Source organism: Deinococcus malanensis (assembly GCF_014647655.1).
Taxonomy (GTDB): Bacteria; Deinococcota; Deinococci; order Deinococcales; family Deinococcaceae; genus Deinococcus; species Deinococcus malanensis.
Genome location: NZ_BMPP01000002.1, coordinates 32,048 through 49,736, shown reverse-complemented (window position 1 = coordinate 49,736; position 17,689 = coordinate 32,048). Strand labels below are relative to the sequence as shown.

Annotated in this window: 16 protein-coding genes; 6 read left to right on the top strand and 10 right to left on the bottom strand. The window is 66.4% G+C overall.

Features of this window, described 5'->3' with window-relative positions:
- Nucleotides 1-337 precede the first annotated feature (337 nt).
- Nucleotides 338-748, bottom strand: a complete 411-nt coding sequence (locus tag IEY49_RS02655; RefSeq protein WP_189004319.1) for a hypothetical protein — start codon at nucleotides 746-748, stop codon at nucleotides 338-340.
- Nucleotides 749-962: 214 nt separating this feature from the next.
- Between IEY49_RS02655 and recO the strand changes: the two genes are divergently transcribed.
- Nucleotides 963-1,706: a DNA repair protein RecO gene (recO, locus tag IEY49_RS02650; RefSeq protein ID WP_189004318.1), complete on the top strand. Its 744-nt coding sequence runs from the start codon at nucleotides 963-965 to the stop codon at nucleotides 1,704-1,706.
- 117 nt (nucleotides 1,707-1,823) lie between these two features.
- Here the strand turns inward: recO and IEY49_RS02645 are convergent, their stop codons facing one another.
- Together IEY49_RS02645 and IEY49_RS02640 are read right to left on the bottom strand one after the other, a co-directional pair.
- Complete coding sequence (locus tag IEY49_RS02645) at nucleotides 1,824-2,540, bottom strand: 16S rRNA (uracil(1498)-N(3))-methyltransferase (RefSeq protein ID WP_189004316.1); 717 nt, start codon at nucleotides 2,538-2,540, stop codon at nucleotides 1,824-1,826.
- Nucleotides 2,537-3,352: a 50S ribosomal protein L11 methyltransferase gene (locus IEY49_RS02640; protein ID WP_189004314.1), complete on the bottom strand. Its 816-nt coding sequence runs from the start codon at nucleotides 3,350-3,352 to the stop codon at nucleotides 2,537-2,539. The genes IEY49_RS02645 and IEY49_RS02640 overlap by 4 nt, the downstream gene beginning before the upstream one ends.
- Nucleotides 3,353-3,439: 87 nt before the next feature.
- Here IEY49_RS02640 and proC point away from each other — a divergent pair, with 87 nt between their 5' ends.
- Nucleotides 3,440-4,231 carry a pyrroline-5-carboxylate reductase gene (proC, locus tag IEY49_RS02635; protein ID WP_189004313.1) on the top strand — a complete coding sequence of 264 codons (792 nt, stop codon included), beginning with the start codon at nucleotides 3,440-3,442 and terminating at the stop codon, nucleotides 4,229-4,231.
- Nucleotides 4,232-4,487: 256 nt separating this feature from the next.
- Here proC and IEY49_RS02630 read toward each other — a convergent pair whose 3' ends face one another.
- Nucleotides 4,488-5,144: a glycosyltransferase gene (locus tag IEY49_RS02630; protein ID WP_189004311.1), complete on the bottom strand. Its 657-nt coding sequence runs from the start codon at nucleotides 5,142-5,144 to the stop codon at nucleotides 4,488-4,490.
- Between the two features lie 71 nt (nucleotides 5,145-5,215).
- Nucleotides 5,216-7,024 carry a hypothetical protein gene (locus IEY49_RS02625; protein ID WP_189004309.1) on the bottom strand — a complete coding sequence of 603 codons (1,809 nt, stop codon included), beginning with the start codon at nucleotides 7,022-7,024 and terminating at the stop codon, nucleotides 5,216-5,218.
- Between the two features lie 206 nt (nucleotides 7,025-7,230).
- Here IEY49_RS02625 and IEY49_RS02620 point away from each other — a divergent pair, with 206 nt between their 5' ends.
- Genes IEY49_RS02620 through ftsY form a run of 3 tightly spaced genes read left to right on the top strand, consistent with a single transcriptional unit; the run spans nucleotide 7,231 to nucleotide 10,622 of the window.
- Nucleotides 7,231-9,312, top strand: coding sequence for a protein kinase domain-containing protein (locus tag IEY49_RS02620; RefSeq protein WP_189004308.1), 2,082 nt, complete (start codon nucleotides 7,231-7,233; stop codon nucleotides 9,310-9,312).
- On the top strand, nucleotides 9,309-9,629 hold the full coding sequence (locus IEY49_RS02615) for a glutaredoxin family protein (RefSeq protein ID WP_229780593.1): 321 nt from the start codon (nucleotides 9,309-9,311) through the stop codon (nucleotides 9,627-9,629). The genes IEY49_RS02620 and IEY49_RS02615 overlap by 4 nt, the downstream gene beginning before the upstream one ends.
- A gap of 36 nt (nucleotides 9,630-9,665) precedes the next feature.
- Nucleotides 9,666-10,622, top strand: coding sequence for a signal recognition particle-docking protein FtsY (gene ftsY, locus IEY49_RS02610; protein ID WP_189004306.1), 957 nt, complete (start codon nucleotides 9,666-9,668; stop codon nucleotides 10,620-10,622).
- Between the two features lie 139 nt (nucleotides 10,623-10,761).
- Here the strand turns inward: ftsY and bshC are convergent, their stop codons facing one another.
- On the bottom strand, nucleotides 10,762-12,318 hold the full coding sequence (bshC, locus tag IEY49_RS02605) for a bacillithiol biosynthesis cysteine-adding enzyme BshC (RefSeq protein ID WP_189004304.1): 1,557 nt from the start codon (nucleotides 12,316-12,318) through the stop codon (nucleotides 10,762-10,764).
- Between the two features lie 147 nt (nucleotides 12,319-12,465).
- Nucleotides 12,466-13,140, bottom strand: coding sequence for a Crp/Fnr family transcriptional regulator (locus IEY49_RS02600; RefSeq protein ID WP_189004302.1), 675 nt, complete (start codon nucleotides 13,138-13,140; stop codon nucleotides 12,466-12,468).
- Nucleotides 13,141-13,236: 96 nt separating this feature from the next.
- On the opposite strand from IEY49_RS02600, the gene IEY49_RS02595 reads away from it, so the two are divergent.
- Nucleotides 13,237-14,001: a WecB/TagA/CpsF family glycosyltransferase gene (locus IEY49_RS02595; RefSeq protein WP_189004300.1), complete on the top strand. Its 765-nt coding sequence runs from the start codon at nucleotides 13,237-13,239 to the stop codon at nucleotides 13,999-14,001.
- Between the two features lie 19 nt (nucleotides 14,002-14,020).
- On the opposite strand, the gene IEY49_RS02590 is transcribed toward IEY49_RS02595, so the two are convergent.
- From IEY49_RS02590 to IEY49_RS02580, 3 genes are all read right to left on the bottom strand, one after another.
- Nucleotides 14,021-15,310: an aminotransferase family protein gene (locus tag IEY49_RS02590; protein ID WP_189004298.1), complete on the bottom strand. Its 1,290-nt coding sequence runs from the start codon at nucleotides 15,308-15,310 to the stop codon at nucleotides 14,021-14,023.
- Nucleotides 15,311-15,457: 147 nt separating this feature from the next.
- Entirely contained in the window at nucleotides 15,458-15,967 is a 510-nt protein-coding gene (locus IEY49_RS02585) for a DinB family protein (protein ID WP_189004296.1), read from the bottom strand.
- 96 nt (nucleotides 15,968-16,063) lie between these two features.
- Nucleotides 16,064-17,641, bottom strand: coding sequence for an L-glutamate gamma-semialdehyde dehydrogenase (locus IEY49_RS02580; protein WP_189004294.1), 1,578 nt, complete (start codon nucleotides 17,639-17,641; stop codon nucleotides 16,064-16,066).
- Nucleotides 17,642-17,689 lie beyond the last annotated feature (48 nt).

Genomic DNA, 17,689 nt, shown 5'->3' with positions numbered 1-17,689 from the left:
GGCATCAAGAGATCTCGATAAATGGCCGCACTGAAAAACCCACCGGATTGTCTGGAAACGTGGCTTTTCAGGACTCCCACGTGAGGAAGCAGCTTCGCCAGACTGGAAGGTCGGCTGTCTGCTGCCTCCGGAGCACATTGTGGAGGCTTTGTCCCGGAAACCAGCCAGAATTCCCTCGCGGTCCCCAGCGGAAACAAAAAGGGATGCGGTTGCTGCAGCGGCTCCACATCTACTTCGGCAGGTGGTGGCGTGGTCCTCAGTCGTGATCACTCCCCTGGCGTCATTCCCGCTTTCCTCAAGGTGCGGTCAGACCCTTCCTGATAAGTTCATCGCAGATTCAGTGGTCATCGGCAAAACTGGATTCGAGCGGGAAGATGCGGCTGGCGAGGCTTTCCAGGCCGCGTGATCCGGCTCGTTTCTGGCACGCTTCGGTGCCCAGACAGAGGGTGACGTACCGCGTACGCCGCACGCCAACCCGGACGCGGTACACACTCGCCTCGCTGCGGCTGCGGGTGTAGTGACACAGGTCGCAGTGCAGCGCGTTGCGGCCTTTGGGCTCCAGTGGACTGAATTCGGCAAGCTGATCGCCGTGCACCAGGGCCAGCCGGCCATCCGCTACCGGGTAAAGCCCCAGCGTGGGTGGGGCCTCCGGGTGGGCTTCGTCGCCAAACAGTTCCCGGTGCGTGTCCGGAAACAGTTCGCGCAGCAGGTCACGGACGCCGTGATCGGAGGAGCGGGAATCACTCATTGGCCATCAGTGTACGTGGCGCGGCGGGTGCCATTGGTGCCTGAAAACTGCTTCCAGTTACTGCCATGGCGGCCCGGGTGACCTATCTTTGTGAGGTGAGATGGACGCTGCCCCGCTTTACCCTGTCTGGCCCGAAGCCCCAGGGAATTGCCGGCTGTACCTGCCGTGCCAGCGTGAAGCGAGCACACCTGACATATGACTGTGCGGGAGTCCGGTGAGATCGCGTAGCACCAACCGCAACGGTATTGTCATCCGGCGCCGGGTCACCCCCGCTGGGGACATCATCGTGACACTGCTGACGCCCCAGGGAAAACTCAAGGCCGTGGCGCGTGGGGGCGTACGGGGTCCGCTGGCCAGTCGCCTGAACCTGTTTCACCATGTGGCCACCCAGGTGTACCAGGGACCACACAACGACCTGGCCAGCGTGAAGCAGGCGGTGCTGGAAGGGGCCCTGCCGCGCCTGGCCGAGCCCGAGCGCTACGCCTTTGCCCACCTGATGGCCGAATTCGCCGACGCATTGTTCCAGGAGGGTGAATTCAGCGAGCAGGCCTTTGACCTGTTTGCCGGGGCCCTGCGAGGTATTTCCCACCAGTCTGATCCCGAATGGGTGGCTCTGGTCATGAGCTACAAGCTGCTGGGACTGGCCGGCATGCTGCCACAGACCGCGCGCTGCGCCCGCTGTGGTCAGCCGGACCCGACGCATCCTGACCCGCTCGGCGGTCAGTTGCTGTGCGCCGGATGTGCGGCGTTGCCTGCCTACCCGGAGGAATCACTGGATTTTCTGCGCAATGTCGTGCGGCGCAGCGTGCGCGCCAGCATGGAGGCCCCGGTGACCACCGAGCAGCGCCCTGCGCTGTGGCGGGCGCTGGAACGTTTCGTGACCGTACAGATAGGGAATGTCCACAGCTGGCGTCAGCTGGTGCCGGCCGCGAGTGGTGAGGCGCTGGCGCTGACCTGACACTGGCATCGAACCGCTGGGCGATGCGTGGGAACACTGTTTTGAAGAAAACGCGGCAGGGGCCGGAACCCTGAAGACGTAGTTCACCCTTAGTACTGTCCTATTCTGTGTGCCGATCTACTGGCCCAGGGCTGCGATAGCCCCCAATAGGGCCACCGGGGCTGTTTCGGCCCGCAGAATTCGTGGGCCCAGGGTGACGGCTGATGCTCCACGCGTGGTGAGCTGCGTCACTTCCTCGTCGGTCAGGCCGCCTTCCGGGCCGGTCAGCACGGTAATTGGCGCCGCCCAGTCCAGGTGATCGGTCAGACGCAGGCTGGAGCCGGGCTGGGCCACGAAGAGCCGGCCTTCCCACTGGAAATCCGTCAAAGCCACCGGGGGGAGCACCGCTGGTGTCACGGCCCGCCGCGACTGCTTGCTGGCTTCCTCGGCAATGCGGTTGAGGCGTGTCAGCTTCTGCGCTCCGATTTCCCGCGCATCTGCCCGGCGCGTGACCAGCAGCTGCACCCGGGCCACACCCAGTTCGGTGGCAGCCCGCACCACGTCGGCAAGCTTGTCTCCCTTCATCAGCGCCACCGCCAGGGTCAGTGGCTGGGGTGTTTCGGAAGCCGCCTCGCTCCTCTCGCCCAGATGCAACACCGCCCGCGCGGCGTCAAGCTCAGCCACGGTGGCCTGTGCCTGGGCACCCTGACCGTCGAACACCAGGAGCTCCGCACCAGGGGAAAGACGCAACACGTAGAGGTGCCGCGCTTCCCTGGGGCCCAGCACCATTTCAGGGGCCAGGACCTCCACCCGCACACGGCGCACCTGGCTGGAAGTCCGGGATTCACCGCTCATTGGCGATCCGGCGCACTGGCCGTCACCAGGGCCCACTCGCCGTCCTCGCGCACCTGAATGCGTGTAAACCCTTCGCGGTTCAGGGCGTCATGAACCATCGGCAGCTTGCTGGTCAGGATGCCCGTCAGTACCAGTGGCCCTCCCGGGCGCAGGTGCGAGACGTACTCTGCGGCCATCAGGTCATGCAGTTCGGCATACAGGTTGGCCACCAGGACATCGAATTCTTCCTCTCCGGCCTGCTCAGGCAGCTCGTCGCCCAGCGTGCCTTCCAGAAAGACTGTGCGGCCCTTAGGCACACCATTCTCCTGGGCGTTTTCGCGGGCAATCGGAATGGTGATGGGGTCGATATCCACCCCCACGGCCATGCCCGCCCCAAGCAGCGCTGCGGCAATGGCCAGCACGCCGCTGCCGGTACCCACATCCAGCACCCGGCGGCCTTGCAACTCCAGGGTGCCCAGCGCTTCGACTGCCATCCGGGTGGTTGCGTGGTGGCCGGTGCCGAAGGCCATGCCGGGTTCGATAATCAGCGGCAGCTGGCCGCTTTCGACCTCGTCGCGCAGCCACGGCGGCACGATGGTCACACGGCCAGCCCTGACAGGCCGCAGGTTGGCCTTGAAGGCAGCCAGCCAGTCCTGGTCAGCCTCGTTCTGCCATTGCCCGTCCCGGATCTCGCCAGGCAGGTCCGCTTCAGCGTCAAAGTAGGCGCGGATCAGCCCGGCGCGTTCCTCCAGTCCGGTCGCGCCTGCCTCCCACAGCAGATCCAGGTGGTCTTCGCGCGTTTCAAAGGTTCCAGGCAGGGCATACACCAGCATGCGCCGAGTGTACCTGGGGCCTGCATGACGCAAGTCCTCCACACCGGCCCCCCGGATGGTGAAGGGGGCGCACCTATACTGGCGCGCATGAAGCTCGCCATCGTTGGTGTCGGTAAACTCGGACTGGCTCTGCTGGAGGGTGTGGTGTCACGCGGTGTGCTCCTGCCCTTCGAGATCGGACTGCTGGACACCAACGCTCCGCGCCTCGCAGAGATCGCTGCACGCACCGGCGCCCAGGTCATCACGCCGGAGGCCCTGCCCGCGGCCCAGCGCATCCTGATCAGTCTGCAGCCACGCGTGTTCCCGGAGGTCAGCGAATGGCTGGCGCAGGAGAATGCTGGTTACATCAGCACCATGGCCGGTGTCAGCGTGGCCACCCTGTCGCGCCGGCTGGGGACCAAACGTGTGGTGCGCGTAATGCCCAATCTGGCGGCGACCATCGGGCTCAGCCAGACTGCCCTGACCGGTCCGAAAGAAGCGCTGGAGGCTGGCGACCTGGACTTCAGTCATACCCTGTTCGGCTCAGTGGGAGACGTCTACGACCTGCCCGAGCACCTGTTCAATGTCTTTACCGGCATGAGCGCCTCGGGGCCAGCGTATGCCGCTGTGGTGGCCGAGGCCCTGGCAGACGGGGGCGTCCGGATGGGCCTGCCACGCGCCCTGGCCAATGAACTGGCGGCCAAACTGCTGGTGGCCAGTGGTGAGCTGCTTCAGCGGCGCGCCCATCCTGGGCTGCTGAAGGACGAGGTGTCCAGCCCGGGTGGCACGACCATCGCCGGGCTGGTGGAGCTGGAAAGTGCAGGCGTGCGCGGTGGCCTGATGCGTGCGGTGGAGGCGGCCACCCGCCGCAGCACCGAGCTGGGCCACGATCAGGAGTAGGGGAGACGCAGAAAATTGCAGGCAGCCACGGACAGAGGGCAGGTCTGCGCAGGGAACGGTCTGCCTCAGCTTGAGTCGCTGGGGAAGAGGTCCTTTTCAAGAGGCCGCCGCACACCCTTCCAACTGGCCAATGAGAACGGCCCCAGGACACTAAGGCCGCGTTCCGGGCGCGGGATAGTGCGCCACGGCGCGTTGCCCTGAAATAGAAACCGGCTGTTCCTGGTTTATGCCATGTCAGAGCTGCAAAAATTCCCGGTCATGAGCGTTTTCGCCGGGCGTGATACGTCAGCAGGTCGGCGTACATTCTGGTGCGGGCCTGGGCGCCCTTCCAGAACCCCCGTTTCTTCTCTTTGACTACCTGCGCCACCTGCTCGAGCACCACGTAGTCCCAGCGTGCCCCCGTGGCCTTGAGGTGAGCGGTGATGGCGGGTTCCGGCCACCGTTCCTGCCCGAGGTCCGGCACGGTCAGAAGCCAGTCGCGCCGACAGGCCCGCTGTCCACTCAGGTGTGGAGTGAGCTTGTTGCCCCAGTCGGTGACGAAGCCGCCCCCATCGAAGACGCCGATGCTCATGTCCAGTTGACCGGAGCGGACCGGCTCCAGCAACTGCTCCAGATGCTCGTGGGTCAGCCCCATCAGATCCGCATCGAGCATCACGACCAGTTCGACCTGCGTGGTGTGCAGGGCTGCCAGCAGGGCCGCACCTTTGCCGGCATTCTCGCTGAGTTCCACCACGTCCGCGCCCGCTTCCCGCGCCACCTGAGCGGTGCGGTCACTGCTGCCATCCGAAACCACGACGACCTCCGAAGTGACCGTCAGGCCGACCCGGACCACCTCAGCCACCGTGTCTTCCTCATTGAAAGCCGGAATCACCACCGCCACCCGCGTGGTCCCGGACGCTGCAGGCTGGGTCATATGCATATGCTAGATCATTTGGCCTCTCAGCCGGAACACCGTTTCTAAAGCTGGGGTAAAGAAGCGGGGCCTCAGAACTCGTCGGCGATCAGCGTGGCCAGGTCGGTCTCTGTGCCTGGAGGGTCGACTTCCGCAGCCACGGCCAGCCAGTCGAGCTGGCGCACCAGCATCAAACGCATGCCTGGTACGGCCATGACCAGCAGGTCTCCAACTACCACAGGCGGCTGTCCAGGCAACACGGCAAGGCGGTCACCTTTGTAGTCCAGCCGCAGCGTGACGAGCCGGTCGGCCACCTGTAGCGTCAGCGGGTCATCCCCCAGACGCACGCTCCGGAAGGTGCCGTCACCGGAAACTTCAAGCAACGCAGCGTGCACCGGCTCAGGCAGCACCTCGTCGGGAAAGGCGGCTCGGTGCAGGACCTCATGCAGCCCGGCGGCCAGGGTCACGTCCAGCGAGAGGGCCCCAGCTGCCCCCTGCAGGTGGCGCGCAACCTCCTCGGGAGTCAGCTCGGCGACGCGTGACACCAGGGTCTCGGCGCCGCGGCGTGCAAACTCCAGCAGGGCCGTGGCTGTGGCCTGCGCGTACTTTGCGGCGCTCAGTGGCCCCAGGGACTCCAGGTCAAGTGGCTGGGTACGCATCGACAGTGTGGCGGCCCGTGCCAGACGCAGGGCTGCGAATCCGCCGCCCGGGCGCATCAGGAAGGCCACAGCGCGCGCCAGGGCAGCCTGTGCGCTCAGCGCCTCACGGGTCGAGCCCTCGGCGCGCAGCAGCAGATACGGGCCGCTGATAAAGGCCCTCAGATCGCCCCGGGAGGTGGTCAGCAGAACGGAGCGTTCGGTGTCCGGAGCGTCGGGGCGCAGCTGGGCCAGCTGCCCGTCGGCCTGCAGCTGCCAGGTTGAGGCCACCCGCTGCCAGCGCAGCGAAAGCCCACGCCACTGCGCTGTGGAACCTCCCGGCATGTAGATGAACAGCTCATCGGAGGCGTCGTCCGGGCGCTCCTGGGCGAGGGTCGGTTCCTGGGCGTACAGCAGCACATGCGGCGAGAGCCGGCCCGGCACCAGTGCCGGAGCGCGCGCCACCAGTTCCTGGAGCAGGTTCAGCAGACGCTGTGCGGCATCCCTGATGGCCGGTCGCTCGCGGGGATCGCGTGGAGGCGGGTACTGGGCGCGCAATGCCTGCCGCAGGGCCTCCCGGGCCGGCTCTGACAGCGGTTCGCGGCCTACCGCTTCAAGGCGCGCCGCCAGGACGTCCTCATCGGCATGCCGCGGAAACGGCTCCTCATGAATCTTGAGCAGCTCGTTGCGCACCCGGGTGCGGCCCTCGGGGGCCAGCATCAGATCCGCCAGCGCGTACACCAGCCGGCGGATGACCTCGGTGTCATGTAGGGAGCTGAGGGTATCGTTGACCTCAGGAACTGCCTGCCAGTCGCGCCCGGTGCCTCCGGCGCGCTCGGCGTTTTCCAGGGCGGCATAGACCACCCGCAGGGTTACCAGGTTGGGCTCCTGCTGCCACACCCGCCCCTGTTCCAGCAGGTCGCGGCGCACCCCAGCATGCCAGGTCAGGCGCTGCAGATCGTTCGAGGCGCGCGCCGCCTCGCTGACGGCCGTGCCGTTGGTGGCCCATCCAGGACGGTCGGCCGGACGCTCGCGGGGCGAAGCCTGCTGCGTTGCCAGGGGTGCTGTCCGCTGGCCTCTGAGCAGCGCGCGGTAGCGGCGGTCGGCCTCCATCAGGCGCCGCAACTGCACCGGATTCAGTGGTGCAGACAGCAGATCATCCCGCAGGGCACCCAGCGAGCGCCGGCCACCGCGCGGCGCCCTGCCTTCAAGCAGGTCGGTCACCTTGTACTCGTACAGTTCGACCAGTTCGGTCCAGTAGGTCATGCGGGCTCCGTCACGCCGCAGGCCCGCCATACGGGCGCCCGGCACACCAGGGGAGAGCGGACGTTCACGCCTTTCAGTATGCCCTGTGGCGGAGGGCCTTGATGGGGTTTGGCGTAGGGTGCTGTAAGCCGCAGGCAAGAGCGGCCCTGTATAACAGATGAAATGATCGTCTTCACGAAGTGGCTCGCTGTGACTCCGGGGGCTGCATGACTTTTGCCCTGCTGGGCTCGCTGTTTCTGGTCGGCCTGTTGCTGGCGGTACGTGTGCCGGAACGGGTGCTGGCCGCAGTGATCGCAGTCCTGGCGGTGACGGCTGCTGTTGCCCTGATCCTGGCGGCCGCCACGGGCCAGGGGGGATCTGCGGGAATTCCGGCGGGTCTGACCCGTGTCCAGGGACTTCTGGGTGTCACCGCTTTTCTGCTGGCAACTGCACTCATTCCACTGGGACGCCTGATTATGCCCAGCCTGGACCGCACGCCGCTGGCCGGGGCCTTCAAGCCGGTCACAGCCAACCGCCAGCGCACGGTCACGCCTACCCGGCGGCCATCCAAGGCCACGACCGGAGTTGAACTGAGGTTTCAGGAATACGAGGTGCTTGACCGCATCGGGATCGGGGGCATGGGCAACGTGTACCGCGCCCGGCGCCGTCAGGACGGCCGCATCGTGGCGCTGAAGGTACCGCAGGAGAAATACCTGGCCGACGCGAAGTTCGTCAAGCGCTTTTACCGGGAAGCGGAGGTGCTCAAGCGCTTCAACCACCCCAATATCGTGCGGGTGTATGACTACCGCATGCAGGACCCGGAGCACTACATTGCCATGGAGTACCTGGATGGGGAGAGCCTCGAAGCCCTGCTGGAGCACCGCACCCTGACCTTCGCGGAAAGCACCCAGATGATCCGGGCCCTGGCCGACGCGCTGCGCCACATCCACATGCAGAACGTCGTGCACCGCGATATCAAGCCCGGCAACGTGATGGTCCTCAAGCACGCCTTCACCGACGGCCGCCTGCGCGAGGGCGGAGTCAAGCTGATGGACTTCGGCATCGCGGTGGGCAAGATCCTTACCCGCCTGACCATGACCGGCGCCCGGGTAGGTACGCCCATCTACATGGCGCCCGAGCAGGCCAAGGGCAACCGGGTGGACGCCCGCAGTGACGTGTATTCGCTGGGCCTGCTGGCCTACGAGATGGTAACCGGACAGACCGCTTTCAAGGGCAGCTACGAGGCCGTGGTGCACCAGCAGGTCTTCGAGTCGCCCAAGCCGCCCAAGCAGGTGCGCCTGGAGGTTCCGGGACGGCTCAATGACCTGATTCTGCACATGATCGAGAAGGACCCTGCCCAGCGCCCCACGCTGGACGACGTGATTGCCCGCCTCGACGCCGGAGTCATGAGTGATGACGTGTTTACGGACCCGGTGGCCCTGGCCGTCAGCGTGCAGGAAAAACGCGGCACGCTGAGACTGCTGGACCTGAATGCCAAGTTGCGCCTGAGCCTGGCGGATCAGCAGGGCGGTTCAGTGGCACTGCCGGGAGTGCCCAACGCGCTGGCGGGCGATGATCAGGGCAATCTGTACGCCACCCTGCTGGACTACCGGCAGGGCAAGACCGGAGCGCTGGTCCGCAAGTTTTCCAGTGAGGGCGAGGAACTGCTGAGTTTCGGAGCCTACGGCCTTGGCGAAGCTGAACTGCTGCATCCGGTCTCCATTGCCTGCGCCGCCGGGCTGGTGTTCGTCCTGGACGCTGAAGCCTGTCACGTTGTGGTGTACGACGGCCAGGGCCGCTTCGTGCGCCGCTTCGGCGGCCGGGGACAGGGGGTAGGCCGCTTTGAGAAGCCCCGGACGATTGCTGCGGCGCCGGACGGTCAGGTATATGTACTCGACACCGCCCAGAACGAGGTGCAGCGCTTCACCTCCCAGGGCGAGTACATCAACCGCTATGCCTTCCGGGTGGACCGGACCAGCGAGCAGCTTCGTCAGCTGGCCGGGCTGTGTGTGGATGGGCAGGGTGTGGTGTACATCGTCGACAGCGTGGCGCACAAGGTGCGCAAGATCGAGGCCGACGGTACGCCCGGGCTGACCCTGCCGCTGGAGAACCTGGTTGGCGAGGCCACAGACGTTCCCTGGCTGCTGCAGGTAGGACCTGACGGCCAGTTGTTCGCTGTGCGCCAGGGAGGGCAGGTCCTGAGAACCATTTCGACCACCGGTGACCTGATCCGCGCCACCGACCTGTACGCCCCGGTACAGGCCCTGAGCCTGCTGCGCCGCGCGGTGCCGGCGGCGAGCCGGGCGTGACCCGGCCGGAACAGCCTGAACCGGAACAGGCCAGCTCAGAGCAGCGCCCCTCGCTGCCTGTGCTGACACTGTACTCGCGCGCCGGTTGTCATCTGTGCGAACAGGCCCGGTCCCACCTGGAAGCACTGGACTTCGCATTCCAGGTGGTGGACGTGGATTCGGACCCGTCGCTCAAGGATCGTTACGACCATAATGTGCCTGTCCTGACCAGCGGCGAGCGTGTACTGGGCAAGGGAGCCTTCAGCCGCTCACGGCTGTCGCAGATCAAGCTGCTGCTGCTCCGTGAAGTGCGCACCCGGTCAGACTCGGCGGGCTGAGACGTCCGGGCGCCCGTGCGGCGCTATGCTCGGCTCATGAGTTGGCTAGAGCGCCTGCGGGACGGGCTGAGCAAAACCCGCAAGCAGATCAATGACACTGCCGGGTTTCTCGGCAATGACGTGCGTGACGTCTTCACGAACCGCCTTGAAACCATCGAGGACCTGGAATACGCGCTGATTGCTGCGGATGTGGGCCGCGCCGCCACCGAGGAAATTCTGGAGGATGTGCGCTCCAGCGAGGGCAAGAACCTGCAGCAGGCCCTGATGGACGCGCTGGTGTTGCAGCTGGAACCGGACGCGCGCCGCGCGGAATTCCGCAAGCTGGGTTTCGCACCTGATGTCAGCCGCAGCCGCGTGGACCCCAAGGGCCATGTAGTGATGGTCATCGGCGTGAACGGCGTCGGCAAGACCACCACCATTGCCAAGCTGGGGCAGTACTACATGACCCGCGGCAAAAGCGTGATGTTCGCTGCCGGCGATACCTTTCGTGCTGCGGCGGGCGCACAACTGGGTGTCTGGGGCGACCGCCTGGGCATTCCGGTGGTCCAGGGCATCGACGGGGGCGACCCTGCGGCGGTGGCCTTCGACGGGGCCTCTGCGCGCGCGGCGCGTGGCACCGACCTGCTGTTCGTGGATACGGCTGGCCGCCTGCACAACAAACACAACCTCATGGAGGAGCTCAAGAAGGTGCGCCGGGTCATCGAGAAAGCCGACCCCGGCGAGCCGGCCGAGGTGTGGCTCGTGCTGGACGCCGTCACTGGCCAGAACGGCCTGCAGCAGGCCAAAAAGTTCCATGAGGCGACGCCTCTGACAGGCGTGATCGTGACCAAACTTGACGGCACGGCCAAGGGCGGCATCCTGATTCCGATCGTGCGTGAGCTGGGTGTGCCCATCAAGTTCATCGGCGTGGGAGAACAGGCGGGCGACCTGCAGCCATTTGACAGCCAGGAATTTGTGCGCGCCCTGTTCGACGTGGATATTCCCAAAGCCTGAGAGCGGGAGTCACGGCAGAGTGCTGTAGCACGGGGAATGGAGAAACTACGGTTGAACTGCACTCCTGTTGACTTCAACCGTCAATGGAGCAGAGATCGCTGTCAATGAAGGCGGCGGTCCAGGCAGGCCGCCTTTCTGCTCAGGGAATAGGCAGTTCGAGGCGGGCCCCGGGAGTCTGCTGGAGCAGCAGGTCCAGCGGCGCGTCTCCATGCTTGAGCAGAAAGCTCAGGAAGTTCATCTCCCGTTCCTGGGGCACCCCACCGGGCAGAAGATGGGTTTTCAGGCGCGAGAGCTGCCCTGAACGTTCGTTCTCCGCGCGTGCCAGCGCCCTGAGGCCCAGGGTCTGCAGGTGTGCGATGCGGGTCAAGGTCCGTGTCCGGGTGCGTGCGGCGGCGCCGACCAGTGTCGGATCGAGCGCCGCGATTTCTCGGGTCAGGGCGTCGAGCTCGGTATGCAGGCCTTCCAGGCGTGCGGCGCTGAGGGCGCTGGCCTGACGCTCCGTGGCCAGTGCCCGGCCCAGGACACCGTCCGGGTCGGCCTGCACTTGCGCGGCCGTGGCATTCAGCCGGCGCAGCAGCCGTGCCACATTGGGCTCCAGCCAGGTGACGCTCAGGCGGGGCCACAGCAGAGGCTGCTGCACCGCGTGGAGAGGATAGACGTCGCGCAGCTGGGCGCCGTAGGCAATTTCGCCCGGGCCTACCACAAATGCCAGGGTCGGCAGCAGGACGTCCTGAACGACCGGTCGCAGGCCGGCGGCGGGGGTCAGTTTCGAGGGGTCAGTCTGCAGACAGACGTGGAGTTCTCTCCGGGTATAGGAGCGGGTCTCCGTGCTGAACTGCCGTCCGTCAAAGCGCAGCAGTCGCCGCTGACCATCGTCCTCTTCAAGAAACAGGTTGGTCGCGCCAGCCGGCCTTCGGAGCTGCGGTACAAAGCCGGCCTCTTCCAGGGCGTGCGCCGCCGCTTCGATGCGTGCCGAAGACTCCAGCGGCTGTTCTAGTTCACGCGCCAGGGTAGGGGCCATCAACGCCGCCAGGGCAGGATGAAGCGGGTCCAGAACCAGCAGGCCTGCTGGCCCCAGCAGGCCGTGGATCAGGCGTGCAAACACGTCGGCGTAGCTGCCACCTGCGGCCAGGGCCCGCTCCAGCCGGGAGCGCAGCGCGGCAACGTGTTCGGCGGGAGCATCGGAGTGGTCGAGGAGCGCGTGGATCTGGGCGGTCCACTCTGTGTGCCAGGGAATACGGCCGACCGGCAATCCTTGCGGCAGATCCAGTGTCAGGCGATGCAACCGTTCGTCGCGGTCCAGCAGGGTGGTGGAGGCCACTTCCGCCGCGTCGTGATCCTGGCTGGCCACCCAGTACACCGCAACCACCGGAGCGTCTTCCTGTGACAGGGTTCGGGCCAGCAGGGCCGCGTCCGCGCCCTTGTGGACGCTGTAGGCCGGGCCGGTCAGCAGACCGGCCTGCTGCCCGGTTACAACCACCCGCGACGCCGGATGGGCCAGTCGGGCCAGCAGCACCTCTACGTTCCCATCAAGCGTACCCAGGTCGTGGTGGTAGGCCCGCAGGGCCTGAGCCAGCGCCCCCCGGTCGACGTCGGGCCGGGTTTCAGCCCTGGCCTGTTCCAGGGCGCCATGCGGCAGCCGGAGAAACTCCGCTGCGCCGCCCTGCTGATATTCTGCTGCCACATTCCGCGCCATGCTTGCCCGCCTTTCCCTGCCCCGACTGCGGGCCACTGGACCCGCCCGGACCGCCGCTGTGGCCGTCCGCACGAGGCTCCACGTTAAAGCATTTTGTCAGAGGCAGTGTGTTCCGAAGTTCCAGCGCTGTCCTGCCGGTACGACCGGCTAACGCAGAGGCTCGCGAACCGCCTGCTGCAGACCCGGCCGGTCGGTCAGGATGATGCGGCGGTACCCCAGATCCAGCAGGCCCCGCGTGCGAAAGTCGCCCAGCAGCTTGGTGATGGTCTCGCGGGTACTGCCCACCAGATGAGCAAGGTCCTGATGCGAGACCCGGTCCCGCAGGGCCAGCGACCCTTCGTCGGGCCAGGGGCCCTCGCGCTCGGCCAGGCCCAGCAGGGCTAAGGCCAGGCGCTGCGAGACCTCCAGGAACACCAGCCCCGAAAGCCGCTCCTGGACTCCGCGCGTCTGCTGGGTCATCTGCTCGGTCAGCGCCACCCCGATGGCCGGGTGTGCCTGCAGCACGCGCCCCAGGTTGCCGCAGCCCAGCTGAAGGGCTTCGGTGTCGTCCATGGCCTCGGCGTACATGCCGTAGGTGGACCCCGGGGTAAGGGCCGAGATACCCAGCAGGGCGCCGGGGCCGTGGACGTCAAGGGTGACCTCCCGGGCACCGGTGCCCAGGCGATAGAGCCTGACCGAGCCGCGGGTCAGCACGTAGAAGGTCTCCGCCGGGTCCTCCGGGTGAAACAGCAGGTCCGCGCGTCCCCAGCGTCCCAGGCGGCCCGCGGAAAGAAGGTGCGCCTGGGTTTCTGTAGGCAACGCACCAAAAGCACCGGGCAACATGTCCTGCAGTATGCCGCACCGTCCGCTCCGCCGCACGGCACCTTTGGCACGGGCGGCGGGTGGGTGCCCGGGGGAGCGGTTAGAATGGCCGCCAGCATGACCGTCACTCCCCCCTCCGGCCAGCGCATCACGCTGTTTGATCTGCCGCTGGACGTGATTTCTCTGTCCGAGACGCTCGATGTGCTGAGCGGCTGGATGTTCGCCACACCCCGCACCGGGCACACGGTGGTTACCCTGAATCCCGAATTCATCGTGCAGTCGCGCACCTCGCCTGAATTCACCCAGGCCATGCAGGCGGCCGACCTGGTCACCGCCGACGGCGTCGGGATCGTATATGCCGCCAGAGAACTGTGCCGGACCCCTGTGCCACGCGCGCCGGGCTTCGACATCGTCCGGGGGCTGATGGCCCGTCACGGTCCCGAACTGCGGGTGTTCTTCCTGGGCGCCAAGCCCGGCGTGGCCGAGCAGGCGGCGCAGAACGCCCACCGCGATTTCGGGATACAGGTGGCGGGCATTCACCACGGCTATTTCAAGCCGGAGGAAGACCAGCGCGTCGCTGAACTGGTCCGGGACAGCGGCGCGAACCTGCTGTTGACGGCTATGGGCGCCGGCCGGCAGGAGATGTTCAACCAGTACTGGCGCCAGGTTCTCAATACCCCAGTCACCATCGGCTGCGGCGGTGTAATCGACGTGCTGGCCGGCACGGCCGATCTGGCTCCAGCCTGGACGCGCAAGCTGGGGGTCGAATTTATCTGGCGGGTCGGTCTTGACCCGAAACGCTGGAACCGCGCTCCACGGCTGGCCCGCTTCGTGCGGATGGTGCAGACCGAGAAAAAGCGCCTGCGCAAAACCCGGCCCTGACCCTCACCTGCCCCGCGCCTCAGGCACAGCTGCCCAGCGCCTGATCCAGCACCTCCAGCAGCTCGCCAATTTCCGAGTCCGAGATGCTCAGGGGCGGTCCCAGCAGCAGGTGATCGCCCCTGATCCCGTCGACCGCACCGCTGCCCGGGTAGGTAAGCAGGCCAAGTTTTCGCGCGCAGGCCGCAACCTGTTCGGCGAGGCCCGGGGTCTCGAAGGCCCCTCCGGTCGCCGGGTCACCCAGGACCAGCCCCAGCAGCAGGCCGTGTCCGCGCGCCTCCAGCACCACCGGGTGCCGCCCGGCCAGCGCCTGAAGACCCTGCAGCAGCTTGTGCCCCTGGGTAACAGCACAGTCGGTCAGCTTCTCGCGCTCTACGATTTCCAGCACGCTCAGGCCTGCGGCCACACTGACCGGGTGACCCGCGTAGGTAAATCCGTGCTTGAAAGCGCCGCTGCCGGTCATCACCGTGTCGTATATGGCTGGGCTGGCGGCCAGCCCAGCCAGCGGGGCGTAGCCGGCAGCCAGTCCCTTGCCCAGGACCACGATGTCAGGCGTGACCGGTCCGCCCAGGCGGGTGGCCAGGGGCACTCCACACCGGCCCATGCCCGCCATGACCTCATCGGCAATAAGCAGCACCCCGTACTCCCGGCAGATTTCTGCGATACGTGGGTGATAGCCCGGGTTGGGCGCCAGCGCGGCGTCCGAGGCTCCCACGACCGGCTCACACAGAAAGGCCGCTACGGTCTCTGGCCCTGAAGCTTCCAGCACCTCGCGCAGGCGCTCGGCGTCGTCTTCGCCGGACAGCCGGGGGTCAGGCTTGGGCATCTTCGGCCAGGCGTCTTCGTTCATCAGGGGGGCATACAGCGCCCGGCGTGCGCCCATCCCGGACGCGGCCAGGGCGCCCAGCGACGCGCCGTGGTAGCTCGGCACGCGCGTCATCACCTTGAAGCGGCCCGGCTCGCCCCGCTCGACGTGATACTGCCGCGCCAGCTTGATGGCGCTCTCGTTGGCCTCCGAACCGCCGGAGACCGCCCAGAACCTATAGCCCGGCAGCTCCAGAAAAGCGCAGAGGCGCGCGGCGTACTCCTCCAGGACATCGCTGGAAAACTGCGAACCGTGCACAAAGGCCAGCTCCCGCGCCTGCCGGGCCATGGCGTCGGCCACCTGCATCCGTCCATGTCCGATGTTGGCGACCAGGGCGCCCGACGAGCCGTCCAGATACCGGCGGCCGTCGCGGTCAAAGACATAGACGCCCCCCCCTCGCACGGCGACGGGATAAGGCTTACTGGAACGGTAGAAGACGTTGGACATGCACACAACTCCTGGGAGAGCGAGGATGGGGCTGGACGAACTGACGTGATGCAGTCCCGGGAAAATCGGCGGACCAGCAGTTGTAACGGCTGATTCCTGGGCTCCGGTCAGTCCACGGCCCTGCCGGACGAGACCTTACTGGAGGTCCTACCAGGTGTCGCCGCCGCCAGGAGGGGGCCACGCACCCAGGGCCTGACGCACGGTCACGATCTGCCCGAAATGGTGGGCGGTGTGCAGGGCCATGTCGGCCAGCAGTTCGCCGATGGTCTCGTCGTGGTTGACCGGACTGGCCAGGTCCGGCCGGGCCGCGTGTGGGTCGATGCGTGCCAGCAGTTCGTAGAATTCCTGGCGTACCCGGTTCCAGTCCTCCTCCGTCACTTCCGGCCAGGTCTCTTCGGCGTGCCGGGGGTACGGTGTGGCCTGACCGGACTCGATGATGTCCAGCATCCAGCGGTGCCAGAAGTTCACGTGGGCCACCAGCTCGGCCACGCTGTGCGGCAGACCGGAGGGGCGTGTGACGGCCAGACCGGCGCTGAGTCCGCTCAGCGAGGCTTCCACGCCCACAAAGGCCTGCCCGCCCCGGAACAGCTTGGGCAGCAGGCGGGCGAAGGCAAGATGCGCCCGCCCGGCACGATCGTCGTTAGGATCTGTTGTCATGGGCACCATTCTCCGCCGCAGATGGTCAGGGGTCAAAAGAGGCAGGCACAGGGGGATCATGAACCGCCCCTGGCCACCTGAACTTCTGGTCGCGGCTCAGTACTTCTGGGCGATGGTCTTGGTCTGCAGGAACCAGAACAGATAGTCCGGTCCGCCAACCTTGGCGTTGGTGCCACTCATACCGTAGCCGCCAAAGGCGTGCGTGCCCGACAGCGCGCCGGTGCATTTGCGGTTGATGTAGAGGTTGCCCACCTGAATGCGGCGGCGGGCCTCGTCGATCTTGCGGGGGTCGCGGCTGTAGAAGGCAGCCGTCAGGCCGTACTCGGAGTCGTTGGCCAGTTCGATGGCGTGATTCCAGTCGGTGGCGCGGGTAAAGGCCAGTACAGGTCCGAAAATCTCCTCCTGGAACAGAGGGTCCTTGGGGTCGACGTCCGCGAAGATGGTCGGCTGCACGTAGCCGCCTTCACGGCCCTCGCTGCTGGCCCGCTCGCCACCCAGCGCCAGACGCGCGCTGTGCTGACCGCGTTCGATGTAGCCCATGATGCGCTGGGCGCTGCCCTCGTGAATGACCGGGCCGAGTACCGCGTTGTCCTCGGGCGAGCCTACCTGGAGGTCCCTGGCCAGCCGCACCACCTTCTCGAGCAGTTCGTCATAGACGCTGTCTTCGGCAATCACACGGCTGCAGGCACTGCACTTCTGCCCGGCGTACCCGAACGCCGCCTGAACGATGCCGGTCGCAGCGGCGTCCAGGTCGGCGTCCGCGCAGACCACCGTGGGGTCCTTGCCGCCCATCTCGGCCATCACGCGCTTGAGCCAGCGCTGGCCCGGCTGCACCTTCGAGGCGCGCTCCATGATGCGGCAGCCAATTTCCTTGCTGCCGGTAAAGGCGATCATGCGGATGTCCTTGTGGTCCACCAGCGGGTCACCCAGCACGTCATCGGTACCGGTAATGAACTGGATGACCCCGCGCGGAAGGCCAGCTTCGAACAGCAGTTCCACCAGCAGCAGGCTGCTTAGCGGCGTTTCGCTGGCCGGCTTCCAGACGACCGTGTTGCCAGCGGCGATGGCACCCAGCGCCATGCCGAGTGGAATGGCCGCCGGGAAGTTCCAGGGGCTGATCACCGCGACCACACCAATCGGCTCGTACACCATGGTCACGTGCTCGTCGGGCATGGGGTAGACCGGCTTGCCCTGACTCCAGCGCATGGTTTCACGGGCAAAGACCTCGAAGTGATCCACGCATTCGGCGATCTCCCCGTCGGCCTCAGACCAGTTCTTACCGTTTTCGAGACCCATGACCGCGTTGAATTCCATACGGCGCCTGCGCATCAGTTCTGCCGCGCGCTTGAAGATGCTTGCTCGCTGGAACGGTTCACTGAAGCGCCAGCCCTCGAAAGCGGCTTTTGCGCCCTCTATGGCCTGTTCCAGCTGTGCGGGGGTGGCTTTCGGAAAGCGCCAGGCAACCTCACGGGTATCGGCAGGGTTGCGTACCTCGAAGGTCTCGGCGCCTTCTACGCGCTGTCCATTCAGGATGATCGGAAAGGTCTTTCCGACGTACTGCTCACGCACGCGGCGGTAGGCGTCGCGTTGCTGCTGTGCCACGGCCGCGTCGCCAAAGCTGAAGTACGGCTCGTGTTCGAACGGGAGGAAGCCCTCCATCAGGGTGCTGGTCATGTTGCCTCCTTGTAGGTACGGGGAGGCTAACACGCCCGTGACGGCGGC

Bases quoted from the DNA above. Each gene is read 5' to 3' on its own strand.
- IEY49_RS02655 (WP_189004319.1), bottom strand. From the start codon at position 748: ATGAGTGATTCCCGCTCCTCCGATCACGGCGTCCGTGACCTGCTGCGC.
- IEY49_RS02645 (WP_189004316.1), bottom strand. From the start codon at position 2,540: ATGAGCGGTGAATCCCGGACTTCCAGCCAGGTGCGCCGTGTGCGGGTG.
- IEY49_RS02640 (WP_189004314.1), bottom strand. From the start codon at position 3,352: ATGCTGGTGTATGCCCTGCCTGGAACCTTTGAAACGCGCGAAGACCAC.
- proC (WP_189004313.1), top strand. From the start codon at position 3,440: ATGAAGCTCGCCATCGTTGGTGTCGGTAAACTCGGACTGGCTCTGCTG.
- IEY49_RS02630 (WP_189004311.1), bottom strand. From the start codon at position 5,144: ATGACCCAGCCTGCAGCGTCCGGGACCACGCGGGTGGCGGTGGTGATT.
- IEY49_RS02625 (WP_189004309.1), bottom strand. From the start codon at position 7,024: ATGACCTACTGGACCGAACTGGTCGAACTGTACGAGTACAAGGTGACC.
- IEY49_RS02620 (WP_189004308.1), top strand. From the start codon at position 7,231: ATGACTTTTGCCCTGCTGGGCTCGCTGTTTCTGGTCGGCCTGTTGCTG.
- ftsY (WP_189004306.1), top strand. From the start codon at position 9,666: ATGAGTTGGCTAGAGCGCCTGCGGGACGGGCTGAGCAAAACCCGCAAG.
- bshC (WP_189004304.1), bottom strand. From the start codon at position 12,318: ATGGCGCGGAATGTGGCAGCAGAATATCAGCAGGGCGGCGCAGCGGAG.
- IEY49_RS02600 (WP_189004302.1), bottom strand. From the start codon at position 13,140: ATGTTGCCCGGTGCTTTTGGTGCGTTGCCTACAGAAACCCAGGCGCAC.
- IEY49_RS02595 (WP_189004300.1), top strand. From the start codon at position 13,237: ATGACCGTCACTCCCCCCTCCGGCCAGCGCATCACGCTGTTTGATCTG.
- IEY49_RS02590 (WP_189004298.1), bottom strand. From the start codon at position 15,310: ATGTCCAACGTCTTCTACCGTTCCAGTAAGCCTTATCCCGTCGCCGTG.
- IEY49_RS02585 (WP_189004296.1), bottom strand. From the start codon at position 15,967: ATGACAACAGATCCTAACGACGATCGTGCCGGGCGGGCGCATCTTGCC.
- IEY49_RS02580 (WP_189004294.1), bottom strand. From the start codon at position 17,641: ATGACCAGCACCCTGATGGAGGGCTTCCTCCCGTTCGAACACGAGCCG.